Origin of the sequence: Streptomyces sp. NPDC014006 (genome assembly GCF_043088925.1) — a bacterium.
Classification (GTDB): domain Bacteria; phylum Actinomycetota; class Actinomycetes; order Streptomycetales; family Streptomycetaceae; genus Streptomyces.
This window is the reverse complement of the sequence record NZ_JBICAJ010000001.1, coordinates 1255155-1268209: the sequence shown is the minus strand read 5'-3', so window position 1 is coordinate 1268209 and position 13055 is coordinate 1255155. Positions and strand designations below refer to the sequence as shown.

15 protein-coding genes are annotated in these 13055 nt (G+C 70.7%); 3 read left to right on the top strand and 12 right to left on the bottom strand.

The annotated features are described in order from the left end of the window. Window positions 1-101 precede the first annotated feature (101 nt). Together dapD and ACF1GV_RS05780 are read right to left on the bottom strand one after the other, a co-directional pair. On the bottom strand, window positions 102-1091 hold the full coding sequence (gene dapD / locus ACF1GV_RS05785) for a 2,3,4,5-tetrahydropyridine-2,6-dicarboxylate N-succinyltransferase (protein WP_363266968.1): 990 nt from the start codon (window positions 1089-1091) through the stop codon (window positions 102-104). A gap of 114 nt (window positions 1092-1205) precedes the next feature. Next, window positions 1206-2504: an MFS transporter gene (locus ACF1GV_RS05780; protein WP_391678181.1), complete on the bottom strand. Its 1299-nt coding sequence runs from the start codon at window positions 2502-2504 to the stop codon at window positions 1206-1208. Window positions 2505-2600: 96 nt separating this feature from the next. Here ACF1GV_RS05780 and ACF1GV_RS05775 point away from each other — a divergent pair, with 96 nt between their 5' ends. Further along, the gene (locus ACF1GV_RS05775) at window positions 2601-3491 is read left to right on the top strand and encodes a winged helix-turn-helix transcriptional regulator (protein ID WP_391678180.1); all 891 of its coding nucleotides are present in this window, start codon (window positions 2601-2603) and stop codon (window positions 3489-3491) included. Here ACF1GV_RS05775 and ACF1GV_RS05770 read toward each other — a convergent pair. From ACF1GV_RS05770 to ACF1GV_RS05725, 10 genes are all read right to left on the bottom strand, one after another. Beyond that, on the bottom strand, window positions 3463-4017 hold the full coding sequence (locus ACF1GV_RS05770; RefSeq protein ID WP_391678178.1) for a TetR/AcrR family transcriptional regulator: 555 nt from the start codon (window positions 4015-4017) through the stop codon (window positions 3463-3465). The two genes, ACF1GV_RS05775 and ACF1GV_RS05770, sit on opposite strands and share 29 nt — an antisense overlap. Further along, window positions 4017-4337: a DMT family transporter gene (locus ACF1GV_RS05765; RefSeq protein ID WP_391678177.1), complete on the bottom strand. Its 321-nt coding sequence runs from the start codon at window positions 4335-4337 to the stop codon at window positions 4017-4019. The genes ACF1GV_RS05770 and ACF1GV_RS05765 overlap by 1 nt, the downstream gene beginning before the upstream one ends. A 95-nt stretch (window positions 4338-4432) precedes the next feature. Then, window positions 4433-4765, bottom strand: coding sequence for a metal-sulfur cluster assembly factor (locus ACF1GV_RS05760; protein ID WP_363266973.1), 333 nt, complete (start codon window positions 4763-4765; stop codon window positions 4433-4435). Continuing rightward, on the bottom strand, window positions 4762-5229 hold the full coding sequence (sufU, locus tag ACF1GV_RS05755; protein WP_363266974.1) for a Fe-S cluster assembly sulfur transfer protein SufU: 468 nt from the start codon (window positions 5227-5229) through the stop codon (window positions 4762-4764). Before sufU ends, ACF1GV_RS05760 begins: the two co-directional genes overlap by 4 nt. Before the next feature lie 19 nt (window positions 5230-5248). Continuing rightward, a complete protein-coding gene (locus ACF1GV_RS05750) occupies window positions 5249-6505 on the bottom strand; it encodes a cysteine desulfurase (protein ID WP_391678175.1) in 1257 nt (418 codons plus the stop codon). Next, complete coding sequence (gene sufC, locus ACF1GV_RS05745) at window positions 6502-7266, bottom strand: Fe-S cluster assembly ATPase SufC (RefSeq protein WP_391678173.1); 765 nt, start codon at window positions 7264-7266, stop codon at window positions 6502-6504. Before sufC ends, ACF1GV_RS05750 begins: the two co-directional genes overlap by 4 nt. Before the next feature lie 7 nt (window positions 7267-7273). Next, window positions 7274-7591, bottom strand: a complete 318-nt coding sequence (locus tag ACF1GV_RS05740) for a non-heme iron oxygenase ferredoxin subunit (protein WP_361637575.1) — start codon at window positions 7589-7591, stop codon at window positions 7274-7276. Next, window positions 7588-8772 (bottom strand): Fe-S cluster assembly protein SufD, encoded by a 1185-nt coding sequence (gene sufD, locus ACF1GV_RS05735; protein WP_391678171.1) that lies wholly within the window; start codon window positions 8770-8772, stop codon window positions 7588-7590. The genes ACF1GV_RS05740 and sufD overlap by 4 nt, the downstream gene beginning before the upstream one ends. A gap of 63 nt (window positions 8773-8835) precedes the next feature. Continuing rightward, a complete protein-coding gene (gene sufB / locus ACF1GV_RS05730; protein ID WP_363266978.1) occupies window positions 8836-10257 on the bottom strand; it encodes a Fe-S cluster assembly protein SufB in 1422 nt (473 codons plus the stop codon). Beyond that, on the bottom strand, window positions 10254-11000 hold the full coding sequence (locus ACF1GV_RS05725) for a helix-turn-helix transcriptional regulator (RefSeq protein ID WP_391678168.1): 747 nt from the start codon (window positions 10998-11000) through the stop codon (window positions 10254-10256). The genes sufB and ACF1GV_RS05725 overlap by 4 nt, the downstream gene beginning before the upstream one ends. A gap of 348 nt (window positions 11001-11348) precedes the next feature. Here ACF1GV_RS05725 and ACF1GV_RS05720 point away from each other — a divergent pair, with 348 nt between their 5' ends. Beyond that, window positions 11349-12272 carry an ABC transporter ATP-binding protein gene (locus tag ACF1GV_RS05720; RefSeq protein WP_391678165.1) on the top strand — a complete coding sequence of 308 codons (924 nt, stop codon included), beginning with the start codon at window positions 11349-11351 and terminating at the stop codon, window positions 12270-12272. Window positions 12273-12322: 50 nt separating this feature from the next. Further along, window positions 12323-13039: an ABC transporter permease gene (locus ACF1GV_RS05715; RefSeq protein WP_391678507.1), complete on the top strand. Its 717-nt coding sequence runs from the start codon at window positions 12323-12325 to the stop codon at window positions 13037-13039. The last annotated feature ends 16 nt before the right edge of the window (window positions 13040-13055 follow it).

Below are 13055 nucleotides of genomic sequence, written 5' to 3'. Positions count from 1 at the left end.
GCCGAATCCGAAGCCCACGGCATCCGAGCAAGGTCGGAGCCGTGGGCTTCGTCAGGTGTATCAGGACGCTGATGACGGCCTCGGAACACGGCCGCCGGTGGTCAGTTGTGGCTGTGCAGAATGTCGTTCAGGCCGCCCCAGACCGCGTTGTTCGGGCGGGCCTCGACCGCGCCGGTGACCGAGTTGCGGCGGAAGAGGATGTTGGACGCGCCGTTCAGCTCGCGGGCCTTGACGATCTGGCCGTCGGGCATGGTGACGCGGGTGCCGGCGGTGACGTAGAGGCCCGCCTCGACCACGCACTCGTCGCCCAGCGCGATGCCGACGCCGGCCTCGGCACCGATCAGGCAGCGCTCGCCGATGGAGATGATCACGTTGCCGCCGCCGGAGAGCGTGCCCATGGTGGAGGCGCCGCCGCCGATGTCCGAGCCGTCGCCGACCACGACACCGGCGGAGATGCGGCCCTCGACCATCGAGGTCCCGAGCGTGCCGGCGTTGAAGTTGACGAAGCCCTCGTGCATGACCGTGGTGCCCTCGGCGAGGTGCGCGCCGAGGCGGACCCGGTCGGCGTCGGCGATGCGCACGCCCTTGGGGGCGACGTAGTCCGTCATGCGCGGGAACTTGTCGATCGAGGTGACCTGGAGGTGCAGGCCCTCGGCGCGGGCGTTGAGGCGCACCTTCTCGACGTCGTCCACGGCGACCGGGCCGAGCGAGGTCCAGGCGACGTTGGCGAGGTGGCCGAAGATGCCGTCCAGGCTCTGGCCGTGCGGCTTGACCAGGCGGTGCGAGAGCAGGTGCAGGCGCAGGTAGACGTCGTGGGCGTCGATCGGCTTCTCGTCCAGGGAGGCGATGACCGTGCGGACCGCGACCACCTCGACGCCCCGGCGGGCGTCCGGGCCGATCGCCGCGGTCGCGCCGCCGCCCAGCAGCTGCGCGGCCTGCTCGGCGCCGAGCCGCTCGGTGCCGGCGGGGCCGGGCTGCTCGACCAGCTCGGGCGCGGGGAACCAGGTGTCGAGAACGGTGCCGTCGGCGGCGATGGTGGCAAGGCCGGCGGCGACGGCGCCGGTGGTGCGAGAAGCAGTCGAGTCGGTCATGAGGGCAACCTAACCGGCCGGGGGCCACGGTGGCCAACCAGCGGGCCGTCGTCTCAGGTGGCGGGCGGTGGGAGGGGTCCGCGCTCCCTGCCACCGGACCGTCGGCGCGCCCGCTCACAGCAAGGGGCCACGGCGCCGGCCCGCGCCGACCGGCGCCCCGGCGGCCGCCTCCCGCGCCCGCACCCGACGGGCTTCGCCCACGCGGACCCGCTCCAGTCGTCCCCCCGCCGCCACCGCGCAGGCGGCCACCGCGGCGGCGCTCGCGCACAGCGGCCACAGCCACCCCGGTGCCGCCTGGTACAGCGCGCCGCCGAGCGGGGCGGCCAGGACCACCCCCGTGATGGACGCACCGGCGTACAGCGACTGGAAGCGGCCCTGGAGGTGCGCCGGGGCGCGGTCGGCGACGTAGGCCGTGGCGGGGGTCTTGTAGAGCAGCTCCCCGAGGGTCAGCAGGACCATCATCACCACCGCGGTGCCGGTTCCCGTGCCCGCGAGCAGCGCACCGTAGCCCGCCGCCACCAGCAGCAGGCCGGTCGCCACGACCGGCAGCGGTGAGCGGCGGCGCAGGGCGAGCGCGGCGGGCAGCTCGAGGCAGAGCAGCACCCCGCCGTTGACGGCGAGCAGGGAGCCGTAGACGCCGGTGTCCAGGCCGTGGTCGGCGAGGTGGACGGGAAAGGTCGTGTACTGCTGCCGGTAGACGACGTCGACGACCATGATCGCCCCGAGCAGCACCAGGACCGCCGGGCGCGCCCGCAGTGCCGCCCACAGACCCTCCCCGGCGGCCTCCGTCACCCCACGGCCCTCCCCGGCGGCCGCCTTGCGGGTCGCCGCCCCCGCACGTCCCCGCACGCTCACACCCTTCGGAATCACCCGTGCCGTCCAGCACGCCAGCCCCACACTGCCGAGCCCGTCGGCGACGTAGAGCCAGTCGTACGACAACCGGGTGGCGACCAGCGCGCCGAGCAGCGGGCCCACGGTGAAACCTCCGTTGCCCGCCGCCCGCATCACCGCGAACGCCTGCCGTCGCGCCCCCTCCGGCACGATCACCGCGACCAGCGCGGAACTCGCGGCGCGCTGCACCCCGGCCGCGTACTGGGCGAGCGGCAGGGCGGCGTACAGCGCGGACGTCGGGAGCACGGGTACCGCGGCCAGCAGCAGCCCGCCCGTGGCGGCGGAGGCGAGGAGGGCCGGGCGGTGGCCGAACCGGTCCCCGAACCAGCCGCCCGTGAAGTTGCCGGCGAGCAGGCCGACTCCGCCGGCGCCGGCGAGCAGGCCTGCCTGGCCGGGGCCGAGGCCGCGCGGGCCGGTCAGGTAGAGGAAGAGGTAGGCGAAGGTCACGCTCACGGCCATGTTCACGAAGGTCCCGCAGGCCAGCAGCCACACCGTGCGCGGAACGTCCCTCAGGCCTCGCACCGCCCCACCCCCCGAGTAAGTTTCTTTTGGGAACTGACTATGTCAGCATGGCAGCCTCGGGTCAACGACGACCGGGGGACGAAGAGGTGGAGGGACATGGCCCGCAGAACGAGCCTGGAGGATTCCACCTGCGCCATCGCCCAGGCGCTGGACGTGGTCGGCGACTGGTGGACGCTGCTGATCGTGCGGGACACCGCCCGCGGCGTGCACCGCTTCGACGAGCTCCAGCGAGAGCTGGGCATGTCCCGCAAGGTGCTCACCGAGCGGCTGCGGCTGCTCGTGGAGGCGGACGTCCTCGCCCGCGTCCCCTATCAGGAGCGCCCGGTGCGCCACGAGTACCGGCTCACCCCACGCGGCCGCGCCCTGCTGCCGGTGCTGGTCGCCCTGCAGGACTGGGGCGACGCCTGGGTGCTGGGCGACGGCACCACCTCGGCCACGGCGGCCGACGCGTCGGCCGAGGCCCGGCGGGTGCACGAACTCCTCGGCACGCACGTCCCCGAGCTGACCCTGCCGGACGACACCGGCGCGCCCCGCGACCCGGTCGCCGCGGACACCGCGTTCACGGTCCTGTACTGCTTCCCCGGCGCCTACGCCCGCGCGGACGCTTATCCGCCGGGCTGGTCGCGGATCCCCGGTGCACCCGGCTGCACCCTGGAGTCCTGCACCTACCGCGACCGGCTCGCCGACTTCACCGCCGCCGGCGCCACGGTGTACGGCGTGTCGGTCCAGCGCCCGGACGAGCAGCGGGCGTTCGCCGACAAGGAGCGGCTGGGCCAGCGTCTGCTGTCGGACGCCGACCTGGATCTGGTCACCGCGCTGCGCCTGCCGACGTTCCGCGCGGCGGGCGCGAGCCGGCTCAAGCGGCTGACGCTGGTGGTGGACCGGGAGCGGATCGTCCGCCACGTCCAGTACCCGGTGAGCGACATCGCGGGCAGCGTGGAGGCCGCGCTGGCTGCCGTCAGGGGGCCGGAGGGCCCCCGGGGATGACGCGCGCCAGGATCTCGCGGGCGTAGCGCTCGTCGTACACCGCGTCCGTCAGCAGCACCTGCAGACATATGCCGTCCATCAGCGCCACCAGCGCCCGCGCCGTGACCTCGTCGGTACGGCGGGCGAGCAGCTCGACGAGGCTTCCCACCCACTCGGCGGCGACCGGGCGCAGGGCGGGCCGGCGCAGGGCGGCGAGGTAGAGCTCGTACTCCAGCTCGACACCGGAGCGCTCGCCGGCCAGCCAGGTGCCGAGCAGGGCCGCCAGCTCGCCGGCCAGGTCGGTGCGGGCGTCCGTCAGTCCGCCGCGCGCCGCCAGCAGCCTGCCGAAGCCCTCCGTCGACTGCCGCAGCGCGGCCACCATCAGTTCGTCGAGGCCGGCGAAGTGGTAGGTCGTGGAGCCGAGCGGTACGTCCGCCTCGGCGGCGACGCTGCGGTGGCTCAGCCCGGCCAGCCCCTTGCGGGCCACGACTCTGAGAGCGGCGTCGATGATCCGCTGCCGGCGTTCGGGGTCGTACCGCCGGGCCATCAGCGGGCGCCTCCGAGATTGAGCACGGCCACGCCCAGGATGATCAGCACGATCCCGGCGATCTTCGCCGCGCCCAGTGCCTCTCCGAAGAAGACGAGCCCGATCACCGCGATGCTCGCGGTGCCGAGCCCCGACCAGATCGCGTAGGCGGTGCCGACCGACACCGACTTCAGGGTGCGTGCGAGCAGGACGAAGGAGAGGACGTACCCCACCACGGTCAGCACGGAGGGCCACAGTCTGCTGAAGCCGTCGCTGTACTTCAGGGCCGTGGTCGCGGCCACCTCGGCGGCGATGGCGGCGACGAGCGTGAGGTATCCCATGTGTACGACCGTACACAACGGGATGCGGTGGCACGAGAGCGGATACGGAAAAGGGCGACACCCCGGGGGTGTCGCCCTTTCGCGGCCGGTGACCGTCAGACGTTGAAGCCGAGCGCCCGCAGCTGGTCGCGGCCCTCGTCGGTGATCTTGTCGGGGCCCCACGGCGGCATCCAGACCCAGTTGATACGCAGCTCGTTGACCAGGCCGTCCGTGGCGGACTTCGCCTGGTCCTCGATGACATCGGTCAGCGGGCAGGCCGCCGACGTCAGGGTCATGTCGATCGTCGCGATGTTCGCGTCGTCGATGTGGATGCCGTAGATCAGGCCGAGGTTGACGACGTCGATGCCCAGCTCGGGGTCGACGACGTCGTACAGCGCCTCGCGGAGTTCCTCCTCCGAGGCCGGCTTCATCTCAGCGGTCTCGCTCATGCCGTCTTCCTTTCGGCGTCGGCGCCACCCAGTGCCTGGGCCGTCGCGTCCTTCCACGCCATCCAGCTGAGGAGGGCGCACTTGACCCGGGCCGGGTACTTGGACACCCCGGCGAACGCGACCGCGTCCTCCAGGATGTCCTCCATCGCGTCGTCGGGCTCGATCTTGCCCTTGGACTGCATCAGCTCCAGGAAGGTCTCCTGGATCCTCTGCGCCTCGGACAGCTCCTTGCCGACCAGCAGCTCGTTCAGGACGGACGCGCTGGCCTGGCTGATCGAGCAGCCCTGGCCCTCGTACGACACGTCCGCGACCTTGCCGCCGTCGTACTTCACGCGGAGCGTGATCTCGTCGCCGCACGTCGGGTTCACGTGGTGGACCTCGGCGTCGCCGTCCCGCAAGCCCCGCCCGTGCGGGTTCTTGTAGTGGTCCAGGATGACTTCCTGGTACATCGAGTCCAGCTTCACGGTCTTGAATTCACGCCCCTCAGCCGAAGAAGTTCCGTACGTGCTCCAGGCCGTCGATCAGAGCGTCGATCTCGGCCGGCGTGGAGTACAGATAGAACGACGCTCGCGTGGTCGCAGGAATTCCGTAGCGCAGGCACACGGGGCGCGCGCAGTGGTGACCGACGCGCACCGCGATGCCCTGCTCGTCGAGGACCTGGCCCACGTCGTGCGGGTGGATGTCACCGAGCGTGAAGGAGATCGCCGCGCCGCGGTCCTCGGCCGTGGTGGGGCCGATGATCCGCAGGTCGGGGACGTCCGCCAGCCGCTTCACCGCGTACTCGGTCAGCGCGTGCTCGTGGGCGAGGATCTTGTCCATGCCGATCGAGTTCAGGTAGTCGATGGCCGCGCCCAGACCGACCGCCTGCGCGATCGGCGGGGTGCCCGCCTCGAACTTGTGCGGCGCCGGGGCGTACGTCGAGGAGTGCATCGACACGGTCTCGATCATCTCGCCGCCGCCGAGGAACGGGGGCAGGTCCTCCAGCAGCTCCTGGCGGCCCCACAGCACGCCGATGCCGGTCGGGCCGCACATCTTGTGGCCGGTGAAGGCCACGAAGTCGGCCTGCAGCGCCTGCACGTCCACCGGCATGTGCGGCGCGGCCTGGGAGGCGTCGATGCACACCAGGGCGCCGACCTCCTGGGCCCGGCGCACTATCGCCTCGACCGGGTTGAGCGTGCCCAGGATGTTGGAGACCAGCACGAAGGAGACGATCTTCGTCTTCTCGGTGATGACCTCGTCGATGTTGGACAGGTCGAGACGGCCGTCGTCGGTGAGGCCGAACCACTTCAGCTTCGCGCCCGTGCGCTGCGCCAGCAGCTGCCACGGCACGATGTTGGAGTGGTGCTCCATCTCCGTGATGACGATCTCGGTCTCGTGGTCCACCCGGTAGGGCTCGTCGGCCCAGCCGAGCATGTTCGCCACGAGGTTCAGCGACTCGGAGGCGTTCTTGGTGAAGATCACCTCGTCGCGGCTGGGCGCGTTGATGAAGTCCGCGACCTTGTCACGCGCGCCCTCGTAGAGCGCCGTGGCCTCCTCGGCGAGGACGTGCACGCCGCGGTGGACGTTGGCGTTGTGCTGTTCGTAGTACTCGGCGAGTACGTCGAGGACCTGGCGCGGCGTCTGCGAGGTCGCCGCGTTGTCCAGGTACACCAGCTTCTTGCCGTCGTGGATCACGCGGTCCAGGATCGGGAAGTCCTTGCGGATCGCCTCGGTGTCGAGGAGGCCCGGCATCTGTGTCACGCGGATGCGCCACCCTTCACGTACGACTCGTAGCCCTCGTTCTCCAGCTTGTCGGCGAGCTCGGCGCCGCCGGACTCGACGATCCGGCCCGCGGAGAACACGTGCACGAAGTCGGGCTTGATGTAGCGCAGGATGCGCGTGTAGTGCGTGATCAGCAGGGTGCCGACCTCGCCGGTCTCGCGGACGCGGTTGACGCCCTCGGACACGATCCGCAGCGCGTCGACGTCCAGGCCGGAGTCGGTCTCGTCGAGGATCGCGACCTTCGGCTTGAGCAGCTCGAGCTGGAGGATCTCGTGGCGCTTCTTCTCACCGCCGGAGAAGCCCTCGTTGACGTTGCGCTCGGCGAAGGCGGGGTCCATGTTGAGGCGCTCCATGGCCTCCTTGACCTCCTTCACCCAGGTGCGCAGCTTCGGGGCCTCGCCACGCACGGCGGTGGCGGAGGTGCGAAGGAAGTTGGAGACCGAGACGCCGGGGACCTCGACCGGGTACTGCATGGCCAGGAACAGGCCGGCGCGGGCGCGCTCGTCGACGGACATCTCCAGGACGTCCTCGCCGTCGAGCAGCACGGTGCCGCCGGTGATCGTGTACTTCGGGTGACCCGCCAGCGAGTAGGCGAGGGTCGACTTGCCCGAGCCGTTGGGGCCCATGATGGCGTGCGTCTCGCCCTGCTTCACGGTGAGGTCGACACCCTTGAGGATTTCCTTCGTGCCGTTCTCGACCTCGACGGTGACGTGCAGGTCTCGGATTTCAAGCGTTGCCATGGGTGCCTCAGGACTCCTGGGAGAGGGAGACGAGCACGTCGTCCCCTTCGATCTTTACGGGGTATACGGGGACGGGACGCGTCGCCGGAAGACTGTCGGGCTTTCCGGAGCGCAGGTCGAAGCGCGAGCCGTGCAGCCAGCACTCGATGTGGCAGTCGTCGACCTCGCCCTCGGAGAGGGAGACGTTCGCGTGCGAGCAGATGTCGTGGATCGCGTAGACGTCGCCCTCGGTCCGCACGATGGACAGGGGCGTGCCGTCGAGTTCCACCCGTTTCGGGGTGTCCTCCTCCAGCTCGCTGACGCCGCAGGCGCGTACGAAGGTCATGCGACCGCGGCCTCCAGCTCCTGCTCGATCTTCGCGATCAGGCGCTCCTCGATGTCCGCGACGCCGATCTGCTGGACCAGCTCGGCGAAGAAGCCGCGCACGACCAGGCGGCGGGCTTCGTGCTCCGGGATGCCGCGGGCCATCAGGTAGAAGAGCTGCTCGTCGTCGAAGCGGCCGGTGGCGGAGGCGTGGCCGGCGCCGACGATCTCGCCGGTCTCGATCTCCAGGTTCGGCACGGAGTCGACCCGGGCGCCGTCGGTGAGGACCAGGTTGCGGTTCATCTCGTACGTGTCCGTGCCCTCGGCCTTGGCCTCGATGAGCACGTCGCCGATCCACACCGCGTGCGCTTCGTCGCCCTGGAGCGCGCCCTTGTAGACGGCGTTGGACTTGCAGTGCGGCACGTTGTGGTCGACCAGGAGGCGGTGCTCCTGGTGCTGGCCGGCGTCGGTGAAGTACAGGCCGAACAGCTCGGCCTCGCCGCCGGGGCCGGCGTAGGTCACGCGCGGGTGCAGACGGACGACGTCGCCGCCGAAGGTGACGACGACCGACTTGAAGGAGGCGTCGCGGCCGACGAGGGCGTTGTGCTGGGCCACGTGCACGGCCTTGTCGTCCCAGTCCTGCACGGAGACGACGGTCAGCTTGGCGCCGTCACCGAGGAGGTAGTCGACGTTGGCGGCGAGCACCGCGTCACCGGTGTGGTCGATGACCACGACGGCCTCGGCGAACGCGCCCAGCTCGATGACCTGGTGACCGAAGGCGGTGCCGCCCTCGCCGTGCACCGCGATGCGGATCGGCTCGGTGAGGACGGTCTCCTTCGGCACGGTCACGACCGAGGCCTTCTCGAAGGACGAGTACGCCTGGGCGGCGACGCGGTCCACCGGCGTGCCCGCCTTGCCGAGCCGCGCGTCGTCACGGCCGACGGTCTCGACGATGACGCCCTCGGGGGCCTGCACGTCGACCTTCACACCGTCGCCGGTGGCGGTTGCGGTGCCGTCGTGCAGCCCGCGCAGGCGCTCCAGCGGGGTGAACCGCCACTCCTCCTCGCGGCCGTGCGGGACCGGGAAGTCCGCGACGTCGAAGGAGGGCGGGGCGCTCATGCGGGTGGCGACGGTGGACTCCCCGGCCACCGCGATGGCGCCGGAGGTCGTCGACCCCACGGGGATGTTCTGGGCCTCAGCCATGGCTGTCGTAGTGCTCGCTTTCCGTTACGTGTAGGGCGTGATGGGCAGGGGCGGCGGGCTGGGTCAGCCGACCGCGCCTTCCATCTGCAGCTCGATCAGCCGGTTGAGCTCCAGCGCGTACTCCATGGGCAGCTCCTTGGCGATCGGCTCGACGAAGCCGCGCACGATCATCGCCATCGCCTCGTCCTCGGCGAGACCGCGGCTCATCAGGTAGAAGAGCTGGTCCTCGGAGACCTTGGAGACGGTGGCCTCGTGGCCCATGGACACGTCGTCCTCGCGGACGTCGACGTAGGGGTAGGTGTCCGAGCGGGAGATGGTGTCCACGAGCAGCGCGTCGCACAGCACGTTGGACTTCGACCCGGCGGCGCCCTCACCGATCTCGATCAGACCACGGTAGGACGTACGGCCGCCACCGCGCGCCACCGACTTGGAGACGATGTTGGACGAGGTGTTCGGCGCCATGTGGACCATCTTGGCGCCGGCGTCCTGGTGCTGGCCCTCGCCCGCGAAGGCGATGGAGAGGGTTTCGCCCTTGGCGTGCTCGCCCATGAGGTAGACGGCCGGGTACTTCATCGTCACCTTGGAGCCGATGTTGCCGTCGACCCACTCCATGGTCGCGCCCTCGTAGGCCACGGCGCGCTTGGTGACCAGGTTGTAGACGTTGTTCGACCAGTTCTGGATGGTCGTGTAGCGGCAGCGGGCGTTCTTCTTGACGATGATCTCGACGACCGCGGAGTGCAGCGAGTCCGACTTGTAGATCGGGGCCGTACAACCCTCGACGTAGTGCACGTAGGCGCCCTCGTCGACGATGATCAGGGTCCGCTCGAACTGGCCCATGTTCTCGGTGTTGATCCGGAAGTAGGCCTGGAGCGGGATCTCGACGTGCACGCCCTTCGGCACGTAGATGAAGGAGCCGCCGGACCACACGGCGCTGTTGAGCGACGCGAACTTGTTGTCCCCGACCGGGATCACCGTGCCGAAGTACTCCTTGAAGAGCTCCGGGTGCTCCTTCAGAGCGGTGTCGGTGTCGAGGAAGATGACGCCCTGTTCCTCCAGGTCCTCGCGGATCTGGTGGTAGACGACCTCCGACTCGTACTGGGCGGCGACACCGGCGACGAGGCGCTTCTTCTCGGCCTCCGGGATGCCCAGCTTGTCGTAGGTGTTCTTGATGTCCTCGGGCAGGTCCTCCCAGGACTCCGCCTGCTTCTCCGTGGAGCGCACGAAGTACTTGATGTTGTCGAAGTCGATCCCCGACAGGTCCGAGCCCCAGTTCGGCATGGGCTTCTTCTCGAAGAGCCGCAGGCCCTTGAGGCGAAGCTTCGTCATCCACTCCGGCTCGTCCTTCTTGGACGAGATGTCACGGACGACGTCCTCGTTCAGGCCACGCTTCGCCGACGCACCGGCCACGTCGCGGTCGGCCCAGCCGTATTCGTACTTGCCCAGGCCCTCGAGCTCAGGGTGGGCAGTCTCCGTGGGGAGAGTCATGCGGGGTTCCTCCCGGCCGTGCTTGCAGATGCGTTAGGGGAAATCTTGGGGTCGTTCCTGGGGATGAACGTCGTGCAGACGCCGTCACCGTGGGCGATCGTCGCGAGCCGCTGCACATGCGTACCGAGAAGGTCGGCGAAAAATTCCGTCTCGGCCTCGCACAGCTGCGGGAACTGCTCGGCGACGTGGGCGACCGGGCAGTGGTGCTGACACAGCTGCTCACCGATGGGCGCGCTCCGCGCGGTAGCAGCGTACCCGTCGCCGCTCAGGGCCTTGGCCAGCGCTTCGGTCCGCTTCTCCGGGGGCGCGGCCTCGACCGCCTTGCGGTAGGCGCCGGCCTGCGCGGCGATCCGGGCGCGGGCGAAGGCGGCGACGGCGTCCGGGCCGCCCTCCTGCTGCGCGATCCAATGCAGGGCGTCGGCGGCGAGCTTGTCGTACGACTGGTCGAAGGCGTCCCGGCCGCAGTCGGTGAGCGCGAAGACCTTCGCGGGGCGCCCGCGCGTGCGCGTGCCGTACACCCGCTGCTCGCGCGCCTCCACCACGTCGTCCGTGACGAGGGCGTCCAGGTGGCGTCGTACGGCCGCCTGGGTCAGGCCCAGTCGCGTGGCCAGCTCGGCGACGGTCGACGGGCCGTGGTCCAGGATCGACCGCGCGACCCGGTTGCGCGTCGAGCGCTCCCCGGTCGCGAACTCCTCCTGCGGGGTCCCCGTGGGGGTCTCCCGAGCCTCGCCGACGTTTTTCACAACGCCATTGTTGCGTAATTCCTCGGAGCGTGACAAGCGGCGTCCGAACGGGCCGGCGGTGCCCTGCGTCACTTAGGCATACCTAATGTGACCTGCGGAAAGGATCTGTGATCGATCAAAAGGCCGGCGTCCGCGCAGGTCGCGGGCACGCCGGCGGATCCCTGCCGGCACCGCCGCCGACCGGCCCATTTGTCCCGCGGGACACTCCGGCCACACAGCTACGGCACTGGGCGTGGCGCCCGGCGAGGCGCCCCTCGTCCACGGGGGAGATCCCGCACGGGCCCGCCCGACCGGCAGTCCGGCACCCGCGCGTCGGAGACCGCCGGCGGCTCCCTAGACTCGGGTGTCATGCAAAGTGAGCCCGTGGTCCAGGTCCAGGCCCTGGTGAAGCGGTACGGCACGAAGACCGCGGTGGACGGCCTCGACCTGGTGGCCCGGGCGGGCGTGACCGCCGTCCTCGGTCCCAACGGAGCCGGCAAGACGACCACGGTCGAGACCTGCGAGGGGTACCGGAAGCCGGACGCCGGCACGGTGCGCGTCCTGGGCCTCGACCCGGTCGGGGACTCCGCCGCCCTGCGGCCCCGGATCGGCGTGATGCTCCAGTCCGGCGGCGTCTACTCCGGCGCGCGCGCCGACGAGATGCTGCGGCACATGGCCAAGCTCCACGCCCACCCGCTGGACGTGGACGCGCTCATCGAGCGGCTCGGGCTCGGCTCGTGCGGCCGGACGGGTTACCGGCGTCTGTCCGGCGGCCAGCAGCAGCGGCTCGCGCTCGCCATGGCCGTCGTCGGCCGCCCCGAGCTGGTCTTCCTGGACGAGCCGACCGCCGGTCTCGACCCGCAGGCCCGCCGGGCCACCTGGGACCTCGTACGCGACCTGCGCGCCGACGGCGTCTCCGTGATCCTCACCACGCACCACATGGACGAGGCCGAGCAGCTCGCCGACGACGTCGCCATCATCGACGCCGGCAAGGTGATCGCGCAGGGCTCGCCCGAGCAGCTGTGCCGCGGCGGCGCCGAGAACACCCTGCGCTTCTCCGGCCGCCCGGGCCTCGACGTCGCCTCCCTCCTCAAGGCCCTCCCGGCCGACTGCTCGGCCGCCGAGCTGACCCCCGGCTCGTACCGGGTGAACGGCAAGGTCGACCCGCAGCTGCTCTCGACGGTCGCCTCCTGGTGCGCCCAGCACGGTGTGATGCCGGACAAGATCTCCGTCGAGCGGCACACCCTCGAAGACGTCTTTTTGGAGCTCACCGGCAAGGAGCTGCGCTCGTGACCGCCACCGGCACCTACGCCCCGAACCCCGGGGCGGCGCCGCTGTCCCGCATGATCGCGGCCCAGGCGGCGCTCGAGACCCGCATGCTGCTGCGCAACGGCGAGCAGCTGCTGCTCACCGTGATCATCCCCACGCTGCTGCTGGCGCTCTTCAGCTCCGTGGACATCGTCGACACCGGCGCCGGCAAGGCCGTCGACTTCCTCGCCCCCGGCATCCTGGCCCTGGCCGTGATGTCGACGGCGTTCACCGGGCAGGCCATCGCGACGGGCTTCGAGCGGCGCTACGGCGTACTGAAGCGGCTGGCGTCCTCGCCGCTGCCCCGCTGGGCGCTGATGACCGCCAAGACGGCGTCCGTGCTGGTCACCGAGGTGCTCCAGGTGATCCTGCTGACGGTGATCGCCTTCGCACTGGGCTGGTCGCCGCACGGCAACCCGTTCGCCGTGCTGCTCCTGCTGATCGTCGGTACGGCCGCCTTCTCCGGACTCGGCCTGCTGATGGCCGGCACGCTCAAGGCCGAGGCGACCCTGGCCGCCGCCAACCTCGTCTTCCTGCTGCTGCTCGTCGGCGGCGGCGTGATCGTGCCGCTGGACAAGTTCCCCTCCGGCGTCCAGGACGTACTGGGTCTGCTGCCCATCTCCGCCCTGTCCGACGGTCTGCGCGACGTGCTCCAGCACGGCTCCGGCATGCCCTGGGCCGACCTCGGGATCCTCGCCGCGTGGGCGGTCGTGGGGCTCGCGGCCGCGGGGAAGTTCTTCCGCTGGGAGTAGCGCGCGATGGACCCTC